This is a genomic window from Nocardia sp. NPDC059229, from assembly GCF_042754165.1.
Lineage (GTDB): Bacteria > Actinomycetota > Actinomycetes > Mycobacteriales > Mycobacteriaceae > Nocardia.
In genome coordinates this window covers 1-20,366 of sequence record NZ_JBHZAK010000005.1, presented here as the reverse complement: position 1 = coordinate 20,366, position 20,366 = coordinate 1, and the positions used below count along the sequence as shown (strand labels likewise).

The following is a 20,366-nucleotide window of genomic DNA, read 5'->3' as shown; positions in this document are numbered from 1 at the left end:
CGGCCGGGCATACGGGCCGATCTGCGGGACGGCCGGGTGGGCCATGCCATAGGGGCCGCTGTTTCCGCTGATCGACCGCGGATATTTGTGGCGGCATTGCCGGCAGTCTGTGGAGATGTTGAGAGGTCGCGGTGGGTTGGGGTGCGGACACGGCAGACTGGTAGGCGTGACCGATTCGTACCGGATTCGCGGTGGGCTGGCCGAGCAGGTTGGCGTGTCCCGCGCCGGGAGCAGCGCTGGGGCGACGCTTCCCACGGGGGCGTTGCGGCCCATCGAGCTGGCCGCGTCGGCCGTGCTGGGCGGAGCGACGGTGGGGCTGGTGACGCTCGGGTCGCTGGTGCCGTTCGCCGCGGCACTGCAACTGGTGGCGGCGGTGCCCATGGGGCTGCTGGCGCATCGGCACCGGTTCCGGGCGCAGCTGGCGACCACCATCGCGGGGGCGCTGGTGACGTTCGTCGCGGCGGGGCTGCTGCCCGCCGAGAACCTGGTCGGCGTCGCGGTGATCGGTGGGATCATCGGCACTGTCAAGCGCAGGCGAGGCGGTCTGCCCGCGGTGGTGGCGCTGTCGGCCGTGGCCGGATCCGCGATGGCCGCCCTGACGGTTGGCATGCTGCTGGTTTTCGCCCAGTCGCGGCACCTGCTGTTCGACAGCATCCGCAACTCCGCGGCAGGCATCGAAAACCTGGCGGCGCGCCAGTCTTCGCTGGAGCCGCTGGGCCGTGCCGTGTCCGACTACACCGACACCGTCCTGCACTGGTGGTGGGCCTTCGTGGGCGGCGGCATCATCGCCGCCATGGTGGTCAGCGGAGTGTTCTCCTGGTTCGTGCTCGGGCGGGTGCTGGATCGCCTGTCCTGGCTGCCGGGCCGCGACAGCCTGCTGGACGCGCCCGCGGATCCGCGTCCGGTCGCGCCGCTGCCGGTAACCTTGCGGGAGGTCGCGTTCCGATACGAGGGAGCGCGCACCGATGCCCTGTGCAATATCGACCTGACCGTCGACGTCGGCGAATTCGTGGCGGTGGTCGGCCACAACGGGTCCGGAAAGTCCACGCTCACCAGGATTCTCGCGGGTCGCCCACCGACCGCGGGCACGGTCACCCGGCTGGGTGCGGCCGGTCTGGGCGTGCGTGGCGGCACCGCGATGGTGCTGCAGCGACCGGAGAGCCAGACGCTGGGCGTGCTCGTCGCGGATGACGTGGTGTGGGGCCTGCCCACCGCGGATGCCGCGGCCGTCGATATCGACGGATTGCTGTCCGAGGTCGGCCTGACCGGTATGGGCGGCCGCGAAACCTCGACCCTGTCGGGTGGCCAGCAGCAGCGGCTCGCGGTGGCCGCCGCCCTGGCCCGGCAGCCCACGCTGCTCATCGCCGACGAGGCGACCTCGATGATCGACCCCGAGGGTCGTCGTGATCTGGTCGCACTGCTGGCCGACCTGCCGCGCCGGCATCCGATGGCCGTGGTCCTGGTGACCCATCACGAGGCGGACGCGGCTGCCGCGGACCGGGTCATCCATCTGGAACAGGGCCGCTCGGTCGGCCATCTGCCCGCCTGGCCGCGCCCCGTTCGCGATCCACGCCGCCGGCCCATGGGCGACGCCGTCCTCGACTTGCAGGGCGTCGGCCACACCTACAACCGCGGCACCCCCTGGGAAGCGCCCGCGCTGCACGACATCGACCTGAGCGTCCGCCGCGGCGAAGCCCTGCTCATCGTGGGCGGCAACGGTTCCGGCAAGTCCACGCTGGCCTGGATCATGGCCGGGCTGACCATGCCCACCGCCGGCACCTGCGTGCTGCGCGAACCCATGGGCACCACCCGTCCGGTGCACAAGCGGATCGGGGCCGTGCAGCTGGCCTTCCAGCATTCCCGCCTGCAATTGCAGCGCCAGGACGTCGGCACCGAGATCGAGGACTGGGGTGGCCGCGGCAGTTACGAGGTCGCGCGTGCCCTCGACGCCGTGGGGCTGGATCGGGCGCTGGCCTCGCGCTCGGTCGAGGAGCTCAGTGGCGGGCAGGCCAAGCGGGTGGTGCTGGCGGCGATCGTGGCGAGCCATCCCCAGGTGGTGGTGCTCGACGAGCCGCTGGCCGGACTCGATCCGGAGGGCCGCGCCGGAGTGGTGGAACTGCTTGCCCGGCTCCGGGATTCGGGCCTGACCCTCATCGTCATCTCGCACGACGTGTCCGACATGGCCGCGGTGTGCGACCGCACCGTCCACCTGCGCGACGGCCGTCTCGTCGAGAACGGTGCCGCCGCGGTGCACGACAACCGGATTCAGGATTTCACCGGAGGTGTCCGATGAGCAGCGTCGTCCTTCGCGAGGTCCCCGTCGACAGCCCCGTGCATCGACTCTGGGCCGGTACCAAGATGATCGGCGTCTTCGCCGTCAGCGTGCTGCTCATGTTCATCCCGTCCTGGGCACTGCTGGGTGTCGCGACGCTGTTCCTGGTTGCGGTGTTCCTGCTGGCGAAGCTGCCGCTGGGCACGCTGCCCCGCCTTCCGTGGTGGATCTGGGCGGGCGTGCTGATCGGGGCGGCCATCAACGCGCCCGTCGGCGCGTCGGCGCTGCTGCGGTACGCGCAGGTGATCCTGTTCGGCTTCCTGCTGCTGGGTGCGTCGTTCCTGGTCGCCTGGACCACGCCGATGGGTGAGGTGGCGCCCGCGCTGGCCAGATTGGGTGCGCCGCTGAAGCGCATCGGCTGGACACGCCATGGGGTCCGGCACGCGATTCCGGTGGACGAGTGGGCGGTGGTGGTCGCGCTGACCCTGCGCGGCCTGCCGCTGCTGCTGGAGGAGATGCGCATCCTGCGCGCGGCTCGCAAACTGCGGCCCAAGGATTCGCTGCTGCATCGCGCGTCGGAGAACCCGCTGGTCGACATTCTGACCGCGAGCATGGCGGTCTCGAGCCGGCGGGCGGGCGAACTCGGCGAGGCCATCACCACCCGCGGCGGCACCGGCGAGCTGACCGCCCGCCCGGGATCGCCGGGGCGCGCGGACGTGGTGGCCTTGCTGGTGGTGGCTTTGGTGTGCGCCTTGGGAATCGGCGTCGAACTGCTTTTTTAGCAACACTCGAGCCGAAAATAATTCGGGGTGTCGGTGCCGCGCGCTACCGTGTCTGCCAGTAGAACTCGTTGCCGATGCAGCACGGGCTCACAGTCGCAAAGGGGGAATTCTTTCAACTGAGCCGTGTGTTGCCACAAACACCTGATCAAGATTGGAAGACCCATGATGCTGCGCAAGATCACCGCTGTCGCCGCGCCGGTTGTCACGGCAGTCGCCATCGCCGGAGCCGGTGTGGCACACGCGGATCCGGCGGTGCCCGACATCGGTTACCAGACCCAGCTGGTCGGCAATACCGTTGTCACCACCCTCACCAACGGCAGCTTCGAGCTGGCCGGGCGAGCGGTGAACATCAAGGACTCCGCGGGCGCGACCGTCCTCAGCCTGCCGCTGGCCTTCGAGCAGGACGGTCTGAGCTACCCGGTGCCGGGCACCGTCAGCGATGACGGCGCCACCCTGTCCCTGACCGCGGTCAAGGATGTCGCCGCGGCCACGCCGGCACTGCACCCGGTGGCCTCGACGAACGAGAACCAGCACGCCATGGAGGCGTTCAGCACCCAGTTCGGCATCGGCACGGCCATCGGCAGTTTCCTGGGCCTGGCGGTCGGCGCGGCGGTCGGCGCGATCGGATTCCTCGGTGGTGCTTTCGGTTTGGCGACCGTACCGGTCGCCGCGGCGGTCGGCGCGGTCATCGGCACCCTGGTGGTCGGCGGGCCCGCCCTGCTCATCGCCGGCATCGACCTGATCAACACGCTGAACGCGGCGCCCGGCACCACCAAGTGGGCCCAGCCCGGCGACCAGTAACGCTCTGGCGCGGGTGCACCGGCCGCTGCGGACGATCGTCAGCGCACGGTGCACCCGGCGTCCACCGGGTCGCCATTGAAGCGATCCGATAGAAAGTTCATGGCCCCCAAGGCTTCTCCGACAGCGGCCGGATTGTGGCCCGGTATCGCCGAGTGCACGGCAATGAGGTTCGCGCCCAGCGCGCAGTAGCGGTCCACCAGGGCGCTGAAGCCCGCCGACGGAATCACGTCGTCGTTGTTGCTGTGGTACAGGTACAGCGGCACGTCGGGCGCCCAGCCGCCCAGCTCCTGATGGTTGGTGGCGGCCCGGAAGGCTTGGCTGTCAAGGATGTCCGGGACGCTCGAGTAGTCGTCGACGTGCCCGAAGAAGTGGCGGGCCACCAGATCGCCGCCGCAGGAGGTCGCCTCCTGCGCCAGCAGCGCCCGGCCGCTGTCATTGAGCGTGTCCGCCAGTCCGGAGCCGGAATCGTTGCGGGCCAGGGCGAGCAGGATCAGCACCGCGAGCCCGGCCTGATAGCCGCCGTCCACGCCGCGCGCGATGGCGGGGATATCGGCGGGCACGCCACCGGAGGTCACACCCGCGAACCAGATCTCGGGCGCGTAGCTCGCCCGCAGCTGCATGGCCCACAGGGTGGCGAAGGCGCCGCCCGAGTAGCCCCAGGCCCCGAGCGGGCTGGCATCCGTGATACCCAGTGGGGCGAAGGATTTGGCGGCGCGCACGCCGTCCAGCACGGCCCGGCCGGAGTTCACGCCGTCGAAGAATCGGGACTGCGGGCCCTCGTAGTCCGACACCACCACGGCCCAGCCGCGGCGGAACGCCTCGGCCAGGAAGGGCACGTCCAGCAGGGTGGTGGCAATGGAGAAGTCGCGACCGCCGCTCAGCGCGAACGATGGGGCGCAACGGGTTCCGAGGCTGTCCTCGGCGATCTGATACGACAGCAGCGGGCGATCGCCGGGACCGGTCCAGGGCGTGAGCGGCGTCATGACGGTGGCCGCGTCGGCGGCGGCTTCCCCGGCGGAATCGGTGGTGCGGTACTGCACCTGCCAGCCCGCCACCGGGAGCGGCAGCCCGAAGACGGCGATGGGCCGGGAGTTGAGGATTGCCCCATTTGCGAACTCTCCCAGGTTGATCGGCGCCGCGTAGAACGGATCATCGTCGGGATAGGGGATGTCGGCGCGAGTGCCGGGCGCCGCGACCGCCGCCGCCAGCAGGGTCACCGCGCCGATCAGCCCGGCGCGCCACCAGTGCCGAACCTTGTGTGAGCGCACCGTGAATCCGCGCGTGCGTACCCCGAACCATGCGCCGTCCCGCCGCATAACGCCTCCAGCGTCGAATCATCCGACGCTCCAGACATCTCACGGACCCGCTGTTCGCGCCGACAAGAATTCCGGCGCATCGGAGAAATAAAATTACGTCGGGCCGGTCCTCGCGGTCAACGCGTCTCCGCGCGTCGTAACTGCGGCGTTGCGCGGTTTCTTGTACGAAAAGATATATCCAGCTTGGTATCCAGATCTTTGCAACTGGATCTACCGGTTGCATGCCAGTTGCCGCCATGCTCGGTCAATGTTGTTGCGCCGCCTCATCGCCCTGTATGTCGGACTCTGGTTGTACGGCTTCTCCATGGCCGTCATGATCCGTGCCGCGCTCGGCCTGGATCCGTGGGATGTGTTCCACCAGGGTGTGGCCGATCAGGTGCCGCTGAGTTTCGGTACGGTCGTGGCGATTACGGGCGCGGCGGTACTGCTGGCCTGGATTCCTCTGCGGCAGTGGCCGGGTCTGGGCACGGTCAGCAATGTCGTGGTGATCGGCGTCTCGGTGGACGCGGGGCTGTGGTTGCTGCCGGAGTTGCACGCGTTGCCGATCCGGATCGCGGCCATGGGTGCGGCGGTGGTGCTCAATGCGATTGCGACGGTGCTCTACATCGGCGCGGGCATGGGGCCAGGTCCGCGTGATGGCCTGATGACTGGCCTGGTTCGGCGCACGGGCAAGCCGGTGTGGGTCATCCGGACAGGGCTGGAGGCGACGGTGTTGTCCGTCGGTTGGATCCTCGGCGGCAGCGTCGGAGTGGGCACGGTCGTGTACGCGTTCGCCATCGGACCGCTGATCCAGCTGATGATCCCGTTCGTGGACCGGTTCCTGCCGGGCTTCCATCCCGCGGAACCGGCTGGTTCGCCCGCCGCGGAGGCCGAGCCGATGGCCGCCTGACCATCCGGGGTTGACGGGCTAACGTTGTTAGCCTAACGTGATGGCTAACAACGTTAGCCCCAGTTAGAAGCCTCGGAGGGTCCGATGACCACCATCGCCGCCAACCTGCCGGCCACCACCGATCACCGCCTCCCGGCCCTCGTCCGCAAGGCCGGATGGATCACCTGGACCGTCTTCCTCGCCGCCTTCGCCATCCTCGAGGGCGTCAACCACGGCACCGGCTCGTGGCTGGCCCTGACGGCCGGCCTCATCGCCCCCGACCTCACCTTCTTCGCCGCCATCGGCGCGAAAGACCCTGTGCAGCAGGGTCAATTGCCTCGCCGGGCCGTCCCCTTCTACAACACCGCCCACCGCACCTGGATCCCCCTGGCCCTGGCCGTCGCGTACACCTTTGCCCCCCTCCAGATCCCGGCCCTGTTCACCTTCCTGCTGGCCTGGATGCTGCACATCGGCATCGACCGCATCGCCGGCTACGGCCTCCGCACCGCGGACGGATTCCTCCGTGCCTGACCCGACCGGACCACTCACCGAGCGGCAGCGGCAGATCGCCGCCGCCGCTCGTACCCTCTTGGACACCCAGGGCCCCGAGGCCTTGACCATGCGAAACGTAGCCGAGGCCTTGGGTATCAAAGCCCCCTCCCTCTACAAGCACGTCCCCGACAAGACCGCCCTCGAAACCCTGGTAGTGGCCCAGGCTTTCACCGAGGTGGCGCAGGCCCTGGAAACCGCCTCCGCCCAGGGCCTCCCGGGCGTGGCCCAGGCCTACCGCGACTACGCCCTGGCCCACCCGCACGTATACCGCCTCATGAACTACCGCCCACTCCGCCGCGACCTACTCCCGCCCGACCTGGAAGAGCGCACGGCACAACCACTCGTCACGGCCGTCGGCGGCGACCCGGCCCGAGCCCGCGCCCTCTGGGCCTTCGCCCACGGCATGGTGAGCCTCGAAATCGACGGCCGCTTCCCCAACAACGCCGACCTGACGGCCGCCTGGCAATCCGGCCTCGCCGCCTTCGGCGAGTAGCGGCCTATCCCGCAATGCGTGCCTCAGCGCACGTTGCAGCCGGGCGACGTCGGTTTGCCGGCGAAGCGGTCGGACAGGAAGTTCATGGCTCCCAGGGATTCCACGACTGCCGCGGGGTTGTGGCCGGGGATCTGTGAGTGGATGGCGGTCAGGTTTGCGCCGAGGGAGCAGTAGCGGTCGACGAGGGCGCTGAAGCCGCCCGCCGGGATCACGTCGTCGTTGTTGCTGTGGTAGAGGTACAGCGGGGTGTCGGGGGCCTGGTCGCCCAGTTCCTGACGGCTGGCGGCGGCCTTGAACGCTTGGCTGCCGACGAGATTCGGTGCGGTCGAGTATTCGTCGAGGTGCCGCATGGCGTGGTGGACCACCAGGTCGCCGGCGCACGAGCTGGCCTCTCGGGCCATCAGCGTGCGGCCGTTGTCATTGAGTACCTTGGCCAGTCCGGTGCCGGAATCGTTGCGCGCCAGGGCGATCAGGATGAGCACGGCGAGCCCGGCCTGGAAGCCTCCGTCCACCCCGCGCATCATGGAGGGGATGTCCACGGGCACGCCGCCGGAGGTCACGCCCGCGAACCGGAGCTCGGGTGCGTAGCTCGACCGCATCTGCATGGCCCACAGGGTGGCGAAGGCGCCGCCCGAGTAGCCCCACGCGCCGAGTGCACTGTTGGCGGTAATACCCAGCGGGGCAAAGGATTTGGCGGCACGCACGCCGTCCAGCACGGCCCGGCCGGAGTTGATGCCATCGAAGAAACGGGACTGCGGGCCCTGGTAGTCGGATACCACCACCGCCCAGCCGCGCCACAGCGCCTGCGCCAGGAACGGGACATCCAGCAGCGTGGTGATGATGGAGAAGCCGCGCCCGCCGCGCAGCGCGAACGATGGCGCGCACCGTGTTCCGAGACTGTCCTCGGCGACCTGGAACGCCAGCAGCGGGCGATCGCCCGGGCCGTTCCACGGGGTATTGGGCTTCAAGACGGTGGCCATATCGGCGGCGGCCTCGCCGCTGGAGCCGGTGGTCCGGTATTGGACCTGCCAGCCCTCTACCGGTAGCGACTGCCCGAACACCGAGATCGGCCGGGAGTTGAGAATCGACCCGTTGGCGAATTGTCCGAGGTTGGCAGGTGCCGCGTAGAACGGATCGTTGTCGGGGAAGGGGATATCGGCGCGGGCGCTGGGCGCCGCGATTGCCGTCGTCAGCAGTGTGACTGCGCCGATGAGTCCGGCGCGCCACCAGTATCGGATTGTTCGCGATAATTTGGTCGATCTATTCGTGCGTTTCCCGAACCGTGCGGCATCGAGCTTCAAAACGCCTCCAGTGTGTATCGGCCAACGCTCCAGATACCACGGACCACTGCTTGCGCCGCCAAGAATTCCGGCGCATGGGAGAACAAACTATGTGGCCTGGTACGCGCGGTCAACGATGACTCGCGCGCGGAGACAAAGGTGTTGTGCGGAGTCCAGCGCTCCGGGCCCCGATGCCCTCGGCTACCCTTCGGTCCGGCCCGGACGAGGGCCGGTTGTCATCCGCAGATCCAGCTACTACGAAAGGTTGGTCTCACATGAGGTTGATCAGTGCGCGGTACGCAGGCGTGATTGCAGTGACGATTGCCGGATTCGCCGCCAGTGCGGCGCTGTCCGGTGCGGGAGTGGCGGGCGCCGATCCGATGAGCGATCTCGAACCGCTGCTGAGCTCGAGTTGCTCGTTCGACCAGATCGACGCCGCCTTCCATCAGGTGGAACCCGAGATCGCGGCGCAGCTCGATGCCGCACCCGCGCGCAAGGCGGCGTTCCGGATGGCCTACGACCAGCCGATGTGGCAGCGGCGCCTCGCCTTCCAGGCCCTGCTCGTCGAACAGCAGCAGATGGGCGCGCCCACCGACATCAACTCGGACTTCGGTCCGCACCTGCGCCAGGTCACCGACAGTTGCCACCGGTACTGACCAACGGGTTGCCCTTCTGATTCTCATTGAGCGGTGAAGCCGAGGAATCGGGAAGGTTCGGTGCTGGTGGCAAACGGCCGAAGCAGATCACTCGGTGTCCGCTGCCAGCACCGTGTCCCCACCGAGGTTGAGATGATTTGGTGGGCAAGGAATTTCGCGTCTACCGGTTACTGATCAGCCTCGGATCGGGGTGCAGGTGTAGTCGGGGAGGCGCAGGGCGCGGGTGCGGCGGCGGTAGCTGCGGGTGGTGCCGGGCCAGTTGTTGGTGATGCGGCCGGAGGGCGTCCGATACCAGCTGGTGCAGAAGTTCCACGGGGTGCGGGCCAGGCGCTGCTGAAGGGCGTCGTTGAAGGCCAGTTCGACTTCGGGCCGGACTTCCAGATAGGTGCGCGGTCGTTCGGCGAGGAGTTGCAGGGCGTGGCGGATGTAGTGCGCCTGGGATTCGATCATGTAGATGATGGATCCGACGCCGAGGTTGGTGTTGGGGCCGTAGACCATGAACATATTGGGGAATTCGGGGACCGTGATGCCCAGGTAGGCGTGGGCGCCGCCGTCCCACACGTCGCTCAGGTTGCGGCCGCCGCGGCCCCGGATCTTCATGGGCCACAGGAATTCCGTGCCCTTGAAGCCGGTGCCGTAGATGATGACGTCGGCCTCGTGCAGGACGCCGTCGGCGGTGCGGACGCCCTCGGGGACGATCTCGCTGATGACGGTGGTCTCCACGCGCACATTGGGCTGGGTGAGGGCCGGGAAGTAGTCGTTGGAGAACAGTCCGCGCTTGCAGCCGATGGGGTAGTCGGGGGTGAGCTTGGCGCGCAACTCCGGATCGGCGACCTGCACCTCCAGATGCTTCTCCGCGATCCGCGCGACCGCGCGCACGATGCCGGGGAACTCGACCAGCCCCAGCGATATGAACTCGGCGAGCAGCCACCACGAAAGGCGTTCGGCCTTCGGCATTCCCGGAATCGAGATGAGGATCCGCTGATGCACCGGCTTGTAGTCGGTGTCGAACTTGGGCAGCACCCAGGCGGCGGTGCGCTGGAAGACGGTCAGATGAGCGGCCCGCGGCTGGATCTCGGGAATGTACTGGATCGCGCTGGCCCCGGTCCCGATGCAGGTCACCCGCTTCCCGGCCAGTTCGACCCCGTGATCCCACCGCGCCGAATGGAAGAATTCCCCGCCGAACACCTCGATGCCCGGAATCGGCGGCATGGCCGGGCGCGACAACTGCCCGACGGCCGGGACCAGCACATCCGCGGTGCGCGTCACGCCGTCGGCGGTGCGCACCGTCCACTGCCCGGTCGTCTCGTCGAACTCCGCCTCGGTGACCTCGGCCCCGAACGTGATGTGGTCCAGCAGCCGATGCCGCTCGGCGATCCCGCGCATGTACGCCCAGATGTCCTCGCGGGTCGAATACCGCTGCCGCCACTTCGGTCTGGGCTCGTGCGCGAACGAGTACAGCGGCGACGGCACATCGCAGGCCGCCCCGGGGTAGGTGTTCTCCCGCCACACCCCGCCCAGATCGGCCGCCTTCTCCAGGATGGTGAACTCGCGGAAGCCATTGCGCTGCAACTCGATCGCCATGCCGAGCCCGCCGAATCCGGCGCCGATGATGATGACGGACGGCATTGTGGTGCTCCTCACATCGAAGACTCTTCTCACTGTAGGAGCGAGCGTTCGATTTGGTGGGCGACCGGATCGAGAATTTCGGCCATAATCAGGCTATGGGCACGGTGCAGGAGGCGGGGATTCGCGACTGGAATTTCCCGCGCGGCGTGGCGAGTGTCGCCCTCATGGTCGGATTCGCGCGCGAGCACGGGGTCCCGGCCGCCCGCATGCTGCAGGGCAGCGGGTTGAACGAGAAGCAGCTGGCCAATCCGGACGAGCAGATCGACGCGCACACCGAACTGGCGGTGATCCGGAACCTGGTGCGCGAACTGGGCGCCCGCCCCGACCTCGGGCTGGAGGTGGGCCGGCGGTACCGCATCACCACCTTCGGCATCTTCGGCTTCGCCTGCGTCAGCAGTCCCACCCTCGGTGAGGCCATCTCCCTCGCCCTGCGTTACCTGGAGCTCAGCTTCACCTTCTGCATTCCGGCGGCCCGCTGGCGGCCGGGTGAATTCATGGCCCGCATCCATGACGAGCGGGTGCCCGCCGACGTCCGCCGCTTCCTGGTGGAACGCGACGTCACCGCCATGTTCCAGATGCTGTCGGACCTGATGGGTCACCGCGTCGAACTGCTGCGCGCCGACTTCGATTTCGAGCCGCCGCCAGACCTCCGCCTCTACACCGAAATCTACGGGCTGACACCGAATTTCGAGGCCGAGCACAATGTGTTCACCATGGATCCGGCGATCCTGGAGCAGCCGCTGCCGCAGGCCAACGAGCACACCTGGGCCATGTGCCTGGCGCAGTGCACCGAACTGGTCTCCCGCCGCCGCGCCCGCACCGGCATCGCCGCCGAGGTGCGGGAGCTGCTGGTGCCGCGCGGCGGCCTGGACGGTTTCGCGGTGCCACCCGGAATCGATTCGGTGGCAAGGGATCTCAATATGAGCACCCGCACCCTGCGCCGCCACCTGGACGCGGCGGGCACCAGCTACCGGCAGCTGCTGGACGAGGTGCGGCGCGCGCTGGCCGAGGAAATGCTCACGGCCACACCGCTGTCGGTGAGCGATGTGGCGATCCGGCTCGGCTACGCGGAGGCGTCCACCTTCATTCACGCCTTCAAACGCTGGACCGGCACCACGCCCTCGGCCTACCGGCGCGGTGCGCTCACTCCGTCGGTTCGCTGAGCCAGCCGCCCATGGCGATGGGCCGGAACATCGACAGCAGCCGGCCGTCGGTAATGGAGTGGAAGATCATCGACGGGTCGGGCGCGAAGTCGATCGGCACGTGTCCCGGTGCGGCCGTTTCCCATTCGCAGCCGATGGTGGAGGAGACGCTGGGCGCCACGATCAGCGGCTTGCCCGCGAACTGGGTCATGAGCCCGGCGTGCACGTGGCCGGTGAGGACGGCGGCGATGCGGTCGTCGCCCGCCACGATCTCGGCCAGGCGCTCCGGATTGGTGAGCCGGATGGGATCCACGACGGTGGACTGCACCGGCACCGGCGGATGATGCATGGCCACCAGCACCACCTCATCGTCCGGTGCCGCCGCCAGGACCTCGGCGAGGAAGTCGTAGGTTTCGTCCTCGAGCAGGCCCTCCGGTTTGCCGGGGATGCTGGAGTCCAGCAGGGCCAGGGTCACGCCGTCGATCCGGTAGGACTGATTGATGGGCCCGGTGCCCGAGGTGGCGGGGAAGAGCACGCTGCGCATATTGGCGCGGTCGTCGTGATTGCCGGGCAGGATCAGCACGGGCAGATCGGCGGTCAGGGCCGCGCGCGCCTGCTGGTACTCCTCCACATCGCCCTCGTCGGCGATGTCGCCGGTGACGATGATGACGTCGGGTCGCTGCGGCAGCTCGGCGAGAAAGGCCATCACCCGTTCGGCGCGTTCGACATTGCGGGCGCCCATATTGAAATGGGTGTCACTGAGCTGAGCCAGCAGAACCATCGGCGTTCGCTTTCTGTGAAGGGCCGCATCATTGCGCCCGGCTGTGCCGCCGCACCGCGGTCACCCCATTCAGGCTAATTGACCTGCCCTGATGCGGTCTCGGTGAGACCCGCCACCCAATATAGCGAAGTCGTATCAGTGACCGGTCGATGTGGTGCGGGTCATGAGTTCGCCTGCGCTGCTCAACAGTTGCCGCGGATCGGTGGTGACCGGGGTGTCGCCGATCCGCCAGAAGTCGGCGCCCGGCTCGGCCTCCAGTTCGAGTGTGCCGGTGGGACGCCAGGACGCATCCAGGGTCAGACGCCACGAATGCAGATGGGTGCGGGGAAATGCGCCGGACCGGTCGAACAGCGGGTCGCCGACGATGGGGTGACCGATCCAGGCCAGGTGCACGCGAATTTGATGCCGCCGCCCGGTGATCGGGCGCAGCGCCAGCACGGTATGGGAATCGGTGCGGGCCAGGGTGGTGAATTCGGTGACCGACGGATAGCTCTTGCCCGCCGCCACGTCCTGCTCGTCGACCAGCCAGGTGTCGCCCGCGCGGTGAATGCTCTCGCGGGGCGCGGCGATTCGCACCCGGTTCTTGCGGCCGACACTCAGCGGCAGATCGATGACGCCGCGGTCGGGCAGGCCCGTGGAGGCGGTGACGGCCAGGTACGTCTTCTCCGCGGTGCGCTTGTTGAACTGCCGGGTGAGCTGCCCGTGCGCGGGCAGCTCCTTGGCCAGCAGGACGAGGCCCGAGGTGACCTTGTCGATCCGGTGCACCGGATACAGCGTCTCGCCCTGCGCCGCGGCCATTTCCACGATGTCGGTGTCGTGGCGTTCGCCCGTCACCGAGATCCCGGCCGGCTTGTTCAGGGCCAGGACCGCCTCGTCCTCGAGGATCAGGCACTCGGTGCGCAGTTCGGGCCACGATGTTTCCACGCGGACCAGCGTAATGAGGCCCGGCGCGGCCCTGTGCCACGAGGCGTCAGGCGACGGCTCGCTCCAGCTCGGCCAGGCCGTTCTCCAGATGGTCGGTCATGCGATCGAGATCCGGCACGGTGCGGCGGCAGCCGACCAGGCCGAAATCCAGATTGTCGCCATTGGTGGTCAGCGTGATGTTCATGGCCTGCGATTCGAACGGAATCGACAGCGGGTAATTGGCGTCCAGGCGCGCACCCTGCATGTAGACCGGTTTGCGCGGCCCGGGCACATTCGAGATCACCAGGTTGAACGGCATGCGCGGCAGTGCTTCGAAGCCCGGTAGTAGCGACACCCCGAACGGCGTCATCAGCGCGGCCGACAGCAGCATGGCCTCCAGCTTCGGCAATTGCGTGAACACCCGTTTGGCATCGCGCATGGAGGTGCTGATGGTTTCCAGCCGGACCGCCGGATCCTCGATGTGGGTGCCGAGGTTGGCCAGGCAGGCCGCCACCAGATTGCCCTCGGAGCTATCGGATTCGGCGGCGCTGCGAATGTTGACCGGCACCATGGCGATCAGCGGCTCGTCCGGCAGTGCGTCACGCTCGAGCAGATAGGCGCGCAGCGCGGCGGCGCTCATGGCCAGCACGATGTCGTTGACGGTGGCCCCGGTGGCCAGCCGGACGGCATTGATCCGCTCCAGCGGCCAGGACCGCACCGCGATGCGCCGGGCCCCGCCGATGGAGGTGTTGAGCACGGTGCGCGGGGCGGTCATGGGCAGGGTGAGCCGCCCGTCGATGGCGCCCCGCAACGGCGCGGCGATCGATCCGGTGGCGCGCAGGATCCGCGGCACCGCCCGGCGTAACTGCGTCCAGGGGCTTTCGGGTTCGGGGCTGTCGTCGCGCGGCACCGGCGCCGTGCCCCACGGGACGGTGAGCCGGCTGTCGAACGGGTCGTCGGTGAGGGTGCGCTGCAGCAGCCGCATGGCCGAGACGCCGTCGATGAGAGCGTGGTGCATCTTCACGTAGACCGCGAAGCGGCCGTCGGACAGGCCCTCGATGAGCCGGGCCTCCCACAGTGGGCGGTGCCGGTCCAGCAGGATGCCGTGCAGGCGCTCGGTGAGGTCCAGCAGATCACCCATGCCGCCGGGCGCCGGCAGTGCGGAACGCCGCAGGTGGTAGCCCAGATCCACGGTCTCGGCGTGGGACCAGGCAAGGCTGGAGAAGCCGCCCAGCAGCCGGCTCGGTTTGCGCCGGAATCGGGTGCGGACATCGGTTTTCGCGGCCATCGCCTCGAAGAGCTCATGGGTGAACTCGGGGCCTGCGTCGGCGGGCGGTTCGAACAGCTGCAGACCGCCCACGTGCATAGGATGCTCGCGGGATTCGATGGCCAGGAAGATCGCGTCGAGAGGGTTGAGCAGGTCCATGGGAGCCGCCTTAGCCGGGTGGGGCACAACTGCCCGGAGCGGATACGGTGCGGCGACGCTGCCCCCCGCTGCGTTAACGGTTAATCAGGCTATCACTCTATATGATTCAGCCCACATCGACCTGTTGGCGCAAACTCCCAGCTCTGCACGGCGTGTCCGCTATCGGGGCGCGAGTTCGACCGCCCGCCACGGGACTTCCCGCTCGGTGTCGGTCCGCGACGCGAAGGTCATGGCGACGATCGTGCGGCGGCCGTGCGCGAAGGGGTGCACACGGTGCAGGGTGGTGTCGGCGCGCATCAGGTAGAGGTCGCCGGGCTGTATCTCCCACGAGTGGATCGGATTGCGGGTCAGGGTCCGGTAGATGTCGGCGTGGTCCCAGTCGCGGCGGGTGTGCGCCACCGTCTGCACGAAGCCGCCGTCCGCCAGCGGCGGGCACTCCACCACCAGGACGAGGGCGAAAGCGTAGTCGTCCCAATGCCATTGGTCGACCGAGTCGTCGTGGTGCAGGCGGCTGACGCGGTAGCGCTCGGCCTCGGGGCAGGCCAGCACCGGTTCGGCGGCGACCACGGAAAGGCTGTGCCGCAAGGGTTCACAGTCGTAGAGCTGCGGGATGCAGGAGGCGTGGGCGGCCACCTCCTGCTCGGTCAGGTCGACCTGCTGCCGGGCCAGGCCCTCGCCCTCGGGCAGCAGGTCGCCCCACTGTTTGTGATGATCGAGCAGGGTCAGCGCCTCGGCGGCGAGGACCCGTTTGACCCGGTGCGGGAGCAGAAATCCCAGCCGTGCGATTCCGGTCTCCGCCAACCGGTTCCGCGCGTGGTGCAACGCCGAGGGATCCACTCCCCTCAGGTGCCGTAGGGCGATGTCCACCGTGCTGTGAGCCGGCATCGCGCACGTCCCTTCACCCGGCCGTCGCGAACGGCCCACTGCCGAAAAGACCGGGTCGTGACCCGGGCGACCCGGTCTCAATTGTATTCCGTTGCCCGGCAACGACTATGGAATCGGGTTGCCAGTTGATCACGATCTGAAACGGCTGTCGCGCCCCGGACGCGCCGAATCCGCCCGATTTCGCCCGGGCGCCCCCGGCGGCGCGGTAGCTTGATATTCGCTATGGCGGATTACGGGCATGAGCTCCGGTTCGGGATCTTCGTGCCGCCCGAGGCGGCGCGCGGGCGTCTGCTGCTGCGCCTGGTGCGTCACGCCGACGAGTCCGGGCTGGAAGTGCTGGCGGTGCAGGATCATCCGTATCAGCCCGCCTTCCTGGACACCTGGACCCTGCTGTCCTATCTGGCCGGCGTCACCCGCAACCTCACCCTCATGCCCGCGGTGGCGAACCTCCCGCTGCGCCCGCCCGCGGTGCTGGCCCGCAGCGCCGCCAGCCTGGACCTGCTCAGCGGCGGCCGGGTCGAACTGGGCCTGGGCGCCGGCGCGTTCTGGGACGCCATCGAGACCATGGGCGGCACCCGCCGCAGTCCCGGCCAGGCCCTCGCCGCGCTGCGCGAGGCCATCGCGGTCGTTCGCGCGCTGTGGGGTGAGGGTGAACGCTCGCAACTGGCCGGCCAGTTCTATCCGCTGCGCGGCGCGAAACCCGGTCCGCGCCCGGCCCATCCGATCGGCATCTGGCTCGGCGTCTACGGTCCCCGCGCCCTGCGCCTGACCGGTGAACTGGCCGACGGCTGGCTCGGCAGCGTCGGCTACGCCCCGCCCGCCACCCTGACCGCCATGATGACCGCCATCGACGCCGCCGCCCGCGGGGCGGGTCGCGTCCCGGCCCTGATCCGCCGCGCCTACGTCATCGACCCCACCATGACGCCCGGCCAGCTCACGGAAGTGGCCCTGGCCCACGGCATCAGCGAATTCCTGCTCCCCGTCGACCCCGGCGGCGACCGCGCCACACACCATTTCGCCACCGAGACCGTGCCCGCGGTCCGGTCCGCGGTCGCCTCGGCCCGCGCCGGTCACCCGGTTGTCTAGCCCCCAAGACAGCTATCTGGCCCCGAAGAATCGGTTGTGCATGATCTGGCGGATGGGGGAGAGCAGTCCGTCGAAGGTCACCCGATCCGAGCGGACGGTGTGCAGGCTTGCGTCGCCGCGCTTGGGGTCCTCGCAGATGACGCGCAGCTTCTTGGCGTTGCCGTGCACCGCGCCGAGCGTGAGGGTGACGGTGCCGTCGGCGCCGACGATGCCCCACGGACCGCTGATATCGGATGCCGCGATCTGGCACTTGTTGTCCGGCTTCTCGCCGGTGACCCGGGCGGTCACCTCGGTGCGGCCCTGGATCACGGCCTTGGGTTCGCCATGGGCATCGGTGGCGGCACCCACGGCGAGCACGGTGCCGAGGCTGCCGACCACGGCGACGGTGAGAACGCGGGTGCGCAGTGATCGAGACATAGCACCGATATTGGACCCTGCCTCGTGAGTATTTCGTGATGGCGCGGGATGAACTGCCAATGAACAACGCACCAAACCTGTTCGAGACTGCCATCGACGCGCAGGGTTGCCCTGCAGTATCTTGCATTCCAATCGCTGTTCACCCCGACCGGAGTGTTTTCGGCGAGGATCGATTTGCTGTCGGTACGCTGTGCGCCGTTCTATGTGCCCTGATTGGTAGAGCTGGACGGAACCCTCCCGAGGAGGATGTGGTGACTGCAGTTGCTCCAAAGCCCGAACAGAATCTCGAGGCGATCCGCCCGTATCCGCCGCGACACGGTCCCCAGGGCTCGTTCGTCCTCAAGGTGATCACCACAACCGATCCCAAGATGCTCGGGATGATGTACCTGACCACGGCCATCAGCTTCTTCCTGATCGGTGGCCTGATGGCGCTGCTCATGCGCGCCGAGCTGGCCCGGCCGGGTATGCAGTTCCTCTCGACGGAACAGTTCAACCAGCTGTTCACCATGCACGGCACGATCATGCTGCTCTTCTATGCCACCGCCATCGTGTTCGGATTCGCGAATGTGGTGCTGCCGCTCCAGATCGGCGCGCCCGACGTGGCGTTCCCGCGCCTGAACGCACTCAGCTACTGGCTGTACCTGTTCGGCGGCACCATGGCGACCGCCGGCTTCCTCACCCCGGGTGGTGCGGCCGACTTCGGCTGGACCGCCTACACGCCGCTGTCGGACATCGTGCACTCCCCGGGCGTGGGCGGCGACCTGTGGATTCTGGGTCTGGCCGTCTCCGGCCTGGGCACCATCCTCGGTGGCGTCAACATGATCACCACCGTGGTCTGCCTGCGCTGCCCGGGCATGACGCTGTTCCGGATGCCGGTGTTCGTCTGGACCGTCCTGGTGACGAGTTTCCTTGTCCTGATTGCCTTCCCGATCCTCACGGCCGCCCTGTTCGCGCTGGCCTTCGACCGCCACCTGGGCGGGCACATCTACGATCCGTCGAACGGCGGCAGCATCCTCTTCCAGCATTTGTTCTGGTACTTCGGGCATCCCGAGGTGTACATCGTCGCGCTGCCGTTCTTCGGGATCATCTCCGAAGTCATCCCGGTGTTCTCGCGCAAGCCGATCTTCGGTTACACCACCCTGGTCTACGCGACCTTCGCCATCGCGGCGCTGTCGATCGCGGTGTGGGCGCACCATATGTACGCGACGGGCGCGGTGCTGCTGCCGTACTTCTCGTTCATGACCTTCCTCATCGCGGTGCCGACCGGTGTGAAGTTCTTCAACTGGATCGGCACCATGTGGCGCGGTCAGCTCACCTTCGAGACGCCCATGCTGTTCGCGGTCGGGTTCATCGTCACCTTCCTCTTCGGTGGTCTGTCGGGTGTCATCCTGGCCTCGCCGCCGCTGGACTTCCACGTGTCCGACACCTACTTCGTGGTCGCGCACTTCCACTACGTGCTCTTCGGCACCATCGCCTTCGCCACCTATGCCGGCATCTACTTCTGGTTCCCGAAGATGACCGGCCGCATGCTCGACGAGCGGCTGGGCAAGTGGCACTTCTGGACCACCTTCCTCGGCTTCCACGCCACCTTCCTGGTCCAGCACTGGCTGGGTGCGCAGGGCATGCCGCGCCGGTACGCCGACTACCTGCCCAGCGACGGATTCACCACGCTGAACACCGTTTCCACCATCGGGTCGTTCATCCTGGGCGCGTCGGTGCTGCCGTTCGTGTGGAACGTCTTCAGCTCCTACCGCTACGGCGAGGTCGTGACCGTGGACGACCCGTGGGGCTACGGCAACTCCCTCGAATGGGCGACCTCCTGCCCGCCGCCGCGGCACAACTTCTACGAGCTGCCGCGCATCCGCTCCGAGCGCCCGGCCTTCGAACTGCACTACCCGCACATGATCGAGCGCATGCGCGCGGAGGCGCATGTGGGGTGGGGCTCGGGGCAGCACGCGGTGGAGGAGTTCGAGAAGGCTCCCAGCTAGCTCGTTCCCGCACGTCGGGCGCGGCGGCCGTCTCCGGACGGCCGTCGCGCTCTTTGGTGTGCTGAACAGGATCATTCCGCCGAGAGAAATTTTAGGTTTGACATAGGAAATAAGACTCAGATAAATTTAGGTCCAACATAGAAATATCGGCGGAATCGCCGGGTCTCACCGAAAGGCACTGCCAGTGCGCAAGATTCAGTTCTCCGGCCGCAGTCCAGTTGTCGTCACCGCCGCCGAACTCGTGCCCGGCTCGGGCCAGCTGCTGGTGCGCACCGAGCTGGCGGGCGTCCACCTCGGGCTGCTGCGCATGCTGCAGCGGGACGGCGGACCCGACGGCGGTGAGATCGTCGGCACGGTGGTGGCGGCCGGACCGGACCTCGCCGACTGGGTGGGCAAGCGGGTCGGCGGCGTGGTCTTCGAGGGGGCCTACGCCGAATATGCCCTCGCCGCACCGCAATTGATGTCCGAGATCCCCACCGGGGTGGATGCCGCCGACGCGCTCACGCTGGTGCGGGGCGGCGTCATCGCCCTGGGCCTGCTGCGGACGGCGCGGTTCGCCGCGGGGGAGTCGGTGCTGGTCACCGGCGCGGCCAGCGGGGTCGGGCATCTGGCCGTCCAGCTGGCCCGGGAGCTCGGGGCGGTGCGGGTGATCGCGGCCGTCGGCAGCCTGGACAAGGCCGAGTTCCTACGCGGCTGTGGCGCGGACGAGGTCGTCACCTACGCGGACGCCTGGACCGAGCGGGTGGACGTCGTCCTCGACGGCGTCGGTGGCGACGTGGCTCAGCGCTGCGTGGACATCCTCGGCCCGCGCGGTCGTCTGATCGCCTTCAGCGCGTTCGGCGGAACCATCGACGCGGGCAGCCTGCTCGGCGAGCTGAAGACCGTCGGCGGCTTCTCGATGGGCCTGCTCAGCCGGACTCGGGCCGATCTGCTGGAGGGCTGGCGGGCCGAACTGTGGAACCTGCTGGCGTGGGGGGGGGTTTGGCGGCCCCCCCCCCCAGATGCGCGGCGCGGGAAGGTTGGGGGGCGCGTGCGCATGGAGGACCGGGGCGCGAGGGGGCGGGGGGGGGGGCGGGGGGCGCGTAGGGC

The 20,366-nt window shown here is 68.4% G+C and carries 19 protein-coding genes; 11 read left to right on the top strand and 8 right to left on the bottom strand.

What is annotated here, in order from left to right:
- The first annotated feature begins 214 nt into the window (after positions 1-214).
- The 3 genes from ACFXHE_RS13550 to ACFXHE_RS13540 all read left to right on the top strand — a co-directional run bounded on the left by ACFXHE_RS13550 (position 215) and on the right by ACFXHE_RS13540 (position 3,855).
- A complete protein-coding gene (locus tag ACFXHE_RS13550; RefSeq protein ID WP_379383420.1) occupies positions 215-2,293 on the top strand; it encodes an ATP-binding cassette domain-containing protein in 2,079 nt (692 codons plus the stop codon).
- Positions 2,290-3,054 carry an energy-coupling factor transporter transmembrane component T family protein gene (locus ACFXHE_RS13545; RefSeq protein WP_379382891.1) on the top strand — a complete coding sequence of 255 codons (765 nt, stop codon included), beginning with the start codon at positions 2,290-2,292 and terminating at the stop codon, positions 3,052-3,054. Before ACFXHE_RS13550 ends, ACFXHE_RS13545 begins: the two co-directional genes overlap by 4 nt.
- A 162-nt stretch (positions 3,055-3,216) precedes the next feature.
- Positions 3,217-3,855, top strand: coding sequence for an ammonium transporter (locus ACFXHE_RS13540; RefSeq protein WP_379382889.1), 639 nt, complete (start codon positions 3,217-3,219; stop codon positions 3,853-3,855).
- A 38-nt stretch (positions 3,856-3,893) separates the two neighbouring features.
- Here ACFXHE_RS13540 and ACFXHE_RS13535 read toward each other — a convergent pair whose 3' ends face one another.
- On the bottom strand, positions 3,894-5,123 hold the full coding sequence (locus ACFXHE_RS13535) for a lipase family protein (RefSeq protein WP_379382888.1): 1,230 nt from the start codon (positions 5,121-5,123) through the stop codon (positions 3,894-3,896).
- Positions 5,124-5,418: 295 nt separating this feature from the next.
- On the opposite strand from ACFXHE_RS13535, the gene ACFXHE_RS13530 reads away from it, so the two are divergent.
- From ACFXHE_RS13530 to ACFXHE_RS13520, 3 genes are all read left to right on the top strand, one after another.
- Positions 5,419-6,060, top strand: coding sequence for a hypothetical protein (locus ACFXHE_RS13530; RefSeq protein WP_354830764.1), 642 nt, complete (start codon positions 5,419-5,421; stop codon positions 6,058-6,060).
- Positions 6,061-6,144: 84 nt separating this feature from the next.
- Entirely contained in the window at positions 6,145-6,570 is a 426-nt protein-coding gene (locus tag ACFXHE_RS13525; RefSeq protein WP_379382886.1) for a DUF4260 family protein, read from the top strand.
- Complete coding sequence (locus tag ACFXHE_RS13520; RefSeq protein ID WP_379382884.1) at positions 6,563-7,084, top strand: TetR/AcrR family transcriptional regulator; 522 nt, start codon at positions 6,563-6,565, stop codon at positions 7,082-7,084. Before ACFXHE_RS13525 ends, ACFXHE_RS13520 begins: the two co-directional genes overlap by 8 nt.
- A 23-nt stretch (positions 7,085-7,107) precedes the next feature.
- Here ACFXHE_RS13520 and ACFXHE_RS13515 read toward each other — a convergent pair whose 3' ends face one another.
- Entirely contained in the window at positions 7,108-8,385 is a 1,278-nt protein-coding gene (locus ACFXHE_RS13515; RefSeq protein WP_379382882.1) for a lipase family protein, read from the bottom strand.
- A gap of 254 nt (positions 8,386-8,639) precedes the next feature.
- Between ACFXHE_RS13515 and ACFXHE_RS13510 the strand changes: the two genes are divergently transcribed.
- Positions 8,640-9,020, top strand: coding sequence for a hemophore-related protein (locus ACFXHE_RS13510; RefSeq protein WP_379382881.1), 381 nt, complete (start codon positions 8,640-8,642; stop codon positions 9,018-9,020).
- Between the two features lie 174 nt (positions 9,021-9,194).
- On the opposite strand, the gene ACFXHE_RS13505 is transcribed toward ACFXHE_RS13510, so the two are convergent.
- Positions 9,195-10,649: a flavin-containing monooxygenase gene (locus ACFXHE_RS13505; protein ID WP_379382879.1), complete on the bottom strand. Its 1,455-nt coding sequence runs from the start codon at positions 10,647-10,649 to the stop codon at positions 9,195-9,197.
- A 95-nt stretch (positions 10,650-10,744) separates the two neighbouring features.
- Here ACFXHE_RS13505 and ACFXHE_RS13500 point away from each other — a divergent pair, with 95 nt between their 5' ends.
- Complete coding sequence (locus ACFXHE_RS13500; RefSeq protein ID WP_379382877.1) at positions 10,745-11,812, top strand: AraC family transcriptional regulator; 1,068 nt, start codon at positions 10,745-10,747, stop codon at positions 11,810-11,812.
- Here the strand turns inward: ACFXHE_RS13500 and ACFXHE_RS13495 are convergent.
- The 4 genes from ACFXHE_RS13495 to ACFXHE_RS13480 form a co-directional block, all read right to left on the bottom strand.
- On the bottom strand, positions 11,793-12,572 hold the full coding sequence (locus ACFXHE_RS13495) for a metallophosphoesterase (RefSeq protein WP_379382875.1): 780 nt from the start codon (positions 12,570-12,572) through the stop codon (positions 11,793-11,795). The genes ACFXHE_RS13500 and ACFXHE_RS13495 overlap by 20 nt on opposite strands.
- Before the next feature lie 135 nt (positions 12,573-12,707).
- Complete coding sequence (locus ACFXHE_RS13490; RefSeq protein ID WP_379382873.1) at positions 12,708-13,496, bottom strand: RluA family pseudouridine synthase; 789 nt, start codon at positions 13,494-13,496, stop codon at positions 12,708-12,710.
- A gap of 46 nt (positions 13,497-13,542) precedes the next feature.
- Entirely contained in the window at positions 13,543-14,901 is a 1,359-nt protein-coding gene (locus tag ACFXHE_RS13485) for a wax ester/triacylglycerol synthase family O-acyltransferase (protein WP_379382871.1), read from the bottom strand.
- 159 nt (positions 14,902-15,060) lie between these two features.
- Positions 15,061-15,786 (bottom strand): hypothetical protein, encoded by a 726-nt coding sequence (locus tag ACFXHE_RS13480; RefSeq protein ID WP_379382870.1) that lies wholly within the window; start codon positions 15,784-15,786, stop codon positions 15,061-15,063.
- A 222-nt stretch (positions 15,787-16,008) separates the two neighbouring features.
- Here ACFXHE_RS13480 and ACFXHE_RS13475 point away from each other — a divergent pair, with 222 nt between their 5' ends.
- Positions 16,009-16,872, top strand: coding sequence for an LLM class flavin-dependent oxidoreductase (locus ACFXHE_RS13475; RefSeq protein ID WP_379382868.1), 864 nt, complete (start codon positions 16,009-16,011; stop codon positions 16,870-16,872).
- Positions 16,873-16,884: 12 nt separating this feature from the next.
- On the opposite strand, the gene ACFXHE_RS13470 is transcribed toward ACFXHE_RS13475, so the two are convergent.
- Positions 16,885-17,289, bottom strand: a complete 405-nt coding sequence (locus tag ACFXHE_RS13470; protein ID WP_379382866.1) for a hypothetical protein — start codon at positions 17,287-17,289, stop codon at positions 16,885-16,887.
- Between the two features lie 251 nt (positions 17,290-17,540).
- Between ACFXHE_RS13470 and ctaD the strand changes: the two genes are divergently transcribed.
- Both ctaD and ACFXHE_RS13460 read left to right on the top strand, forming a co-directional pair.
- Entirely contained in the window at positions 17,541-19,277 is a 1,737-nt protein-coding gene (ctaD, locus tag ACFXHE_RS13465; RefSeq protein WP_379382864.1) for a cytochrome c oxidase subunit I, read from the top strand.
- Positions 19,278-19,461: 184 nt separating this feature from the next.
- Positions 19,462-20,366 (top strand): zinc-binding alcohol dehydrogenase family protein (locus tag ACFXHE_RS13460; protein ID WP_379382862.1); only part of this gene is annotated, 905 nt, incomplete at its 3' end.

Bases quoted from the DNA above. Each gene is read 5' to 3' on its own strand.
- ACFXHE_RS13545 (WP_379382891.1), top strand. From the start codon at position 2,290: ATGAGCAGCGTCGTCCTTCGCGAGGTCCCCGTCGACAGCCCCGTGCAT.
- ACFXHE_RS13540 (WP_379382889.1), top strand. From the start codon at position 3,217: ATGATGCTGCGCAAGATCACCGCTGTCGCCGCGCCGGTTGTCACGGCA.
- ACFXHE_RS13530 (WP_354830764.1), top strand. From the start codon at position 5,419: ATGTTGTTGCGCCGCCTCATCGCCCTGTATGTCGGACTCTGGTTGTAC.
- ACFXHE_RS13525 (WP_379382886.1), top strand. From the start codon at position 6,145: ATGACCACCATCGCCGCCAACCTGCCGGCCACCACCGATCACCGCCTC.
- ACFXHE_RS13510 (WP_379382881.1), top strand. From the start codon at position 8,640: ATGAGGTTGATCAGTGCGCGGTACGCAGGCGTGATTGCAGTGACGATT.
- ACFXHE_RS13505 (WP_379382879.1), bottom strand. From the start codon at position 10,649: ATGCCGTCCGTCATCATCATCGGCGCCGGATTCGGCGGGCTCGGCATG.
- ACFXHE_RS13500 (WP_379382877.1), top strand. From the start codon at position 10,745: ATGGGCACGGTGCAGGAGGCGGGGATTCGCGACTGGAATTTCCCGCGC.
- ACFXHE_RS13495 (WP_379382875.1), bottom strand. From the start codon at position 12,572: ATGGTTCTGCTGGCTCAGCTCAGTGACACCCATTTCAATATGGGCGCC.
- ACFXHE_RS13485 (WP_379382871.1), bottom strand. From the start codon at position 14,901: ATGGACCTGCTCAACCCTCTCGACGCGATCTTCCTGGCCATCGAATCC.
- ACFXHE_RS13480 (WP_379382870.1), bottom strand. From the start codon at position 15,786: ATGCCGGCTCACAGCACGGTGGACATCGCCCTACGGCACCTGAGGGGA.
- ACFXHE_RS13475 (WP_379382868.1), top strand. From the start codon at position 16,009: ATGGCGGATTACGGGCATGAGCTCCGGTTCGGGATCTTCGTGCCGCCC.
- ACFXHE_RS13470 (WP_379382866.1), bottom strand. From the start codon at position 17,289: ATGTCTCGATCACTGCGCACCCGCGTTCTCACCGTCGCCGTGGTCGGC.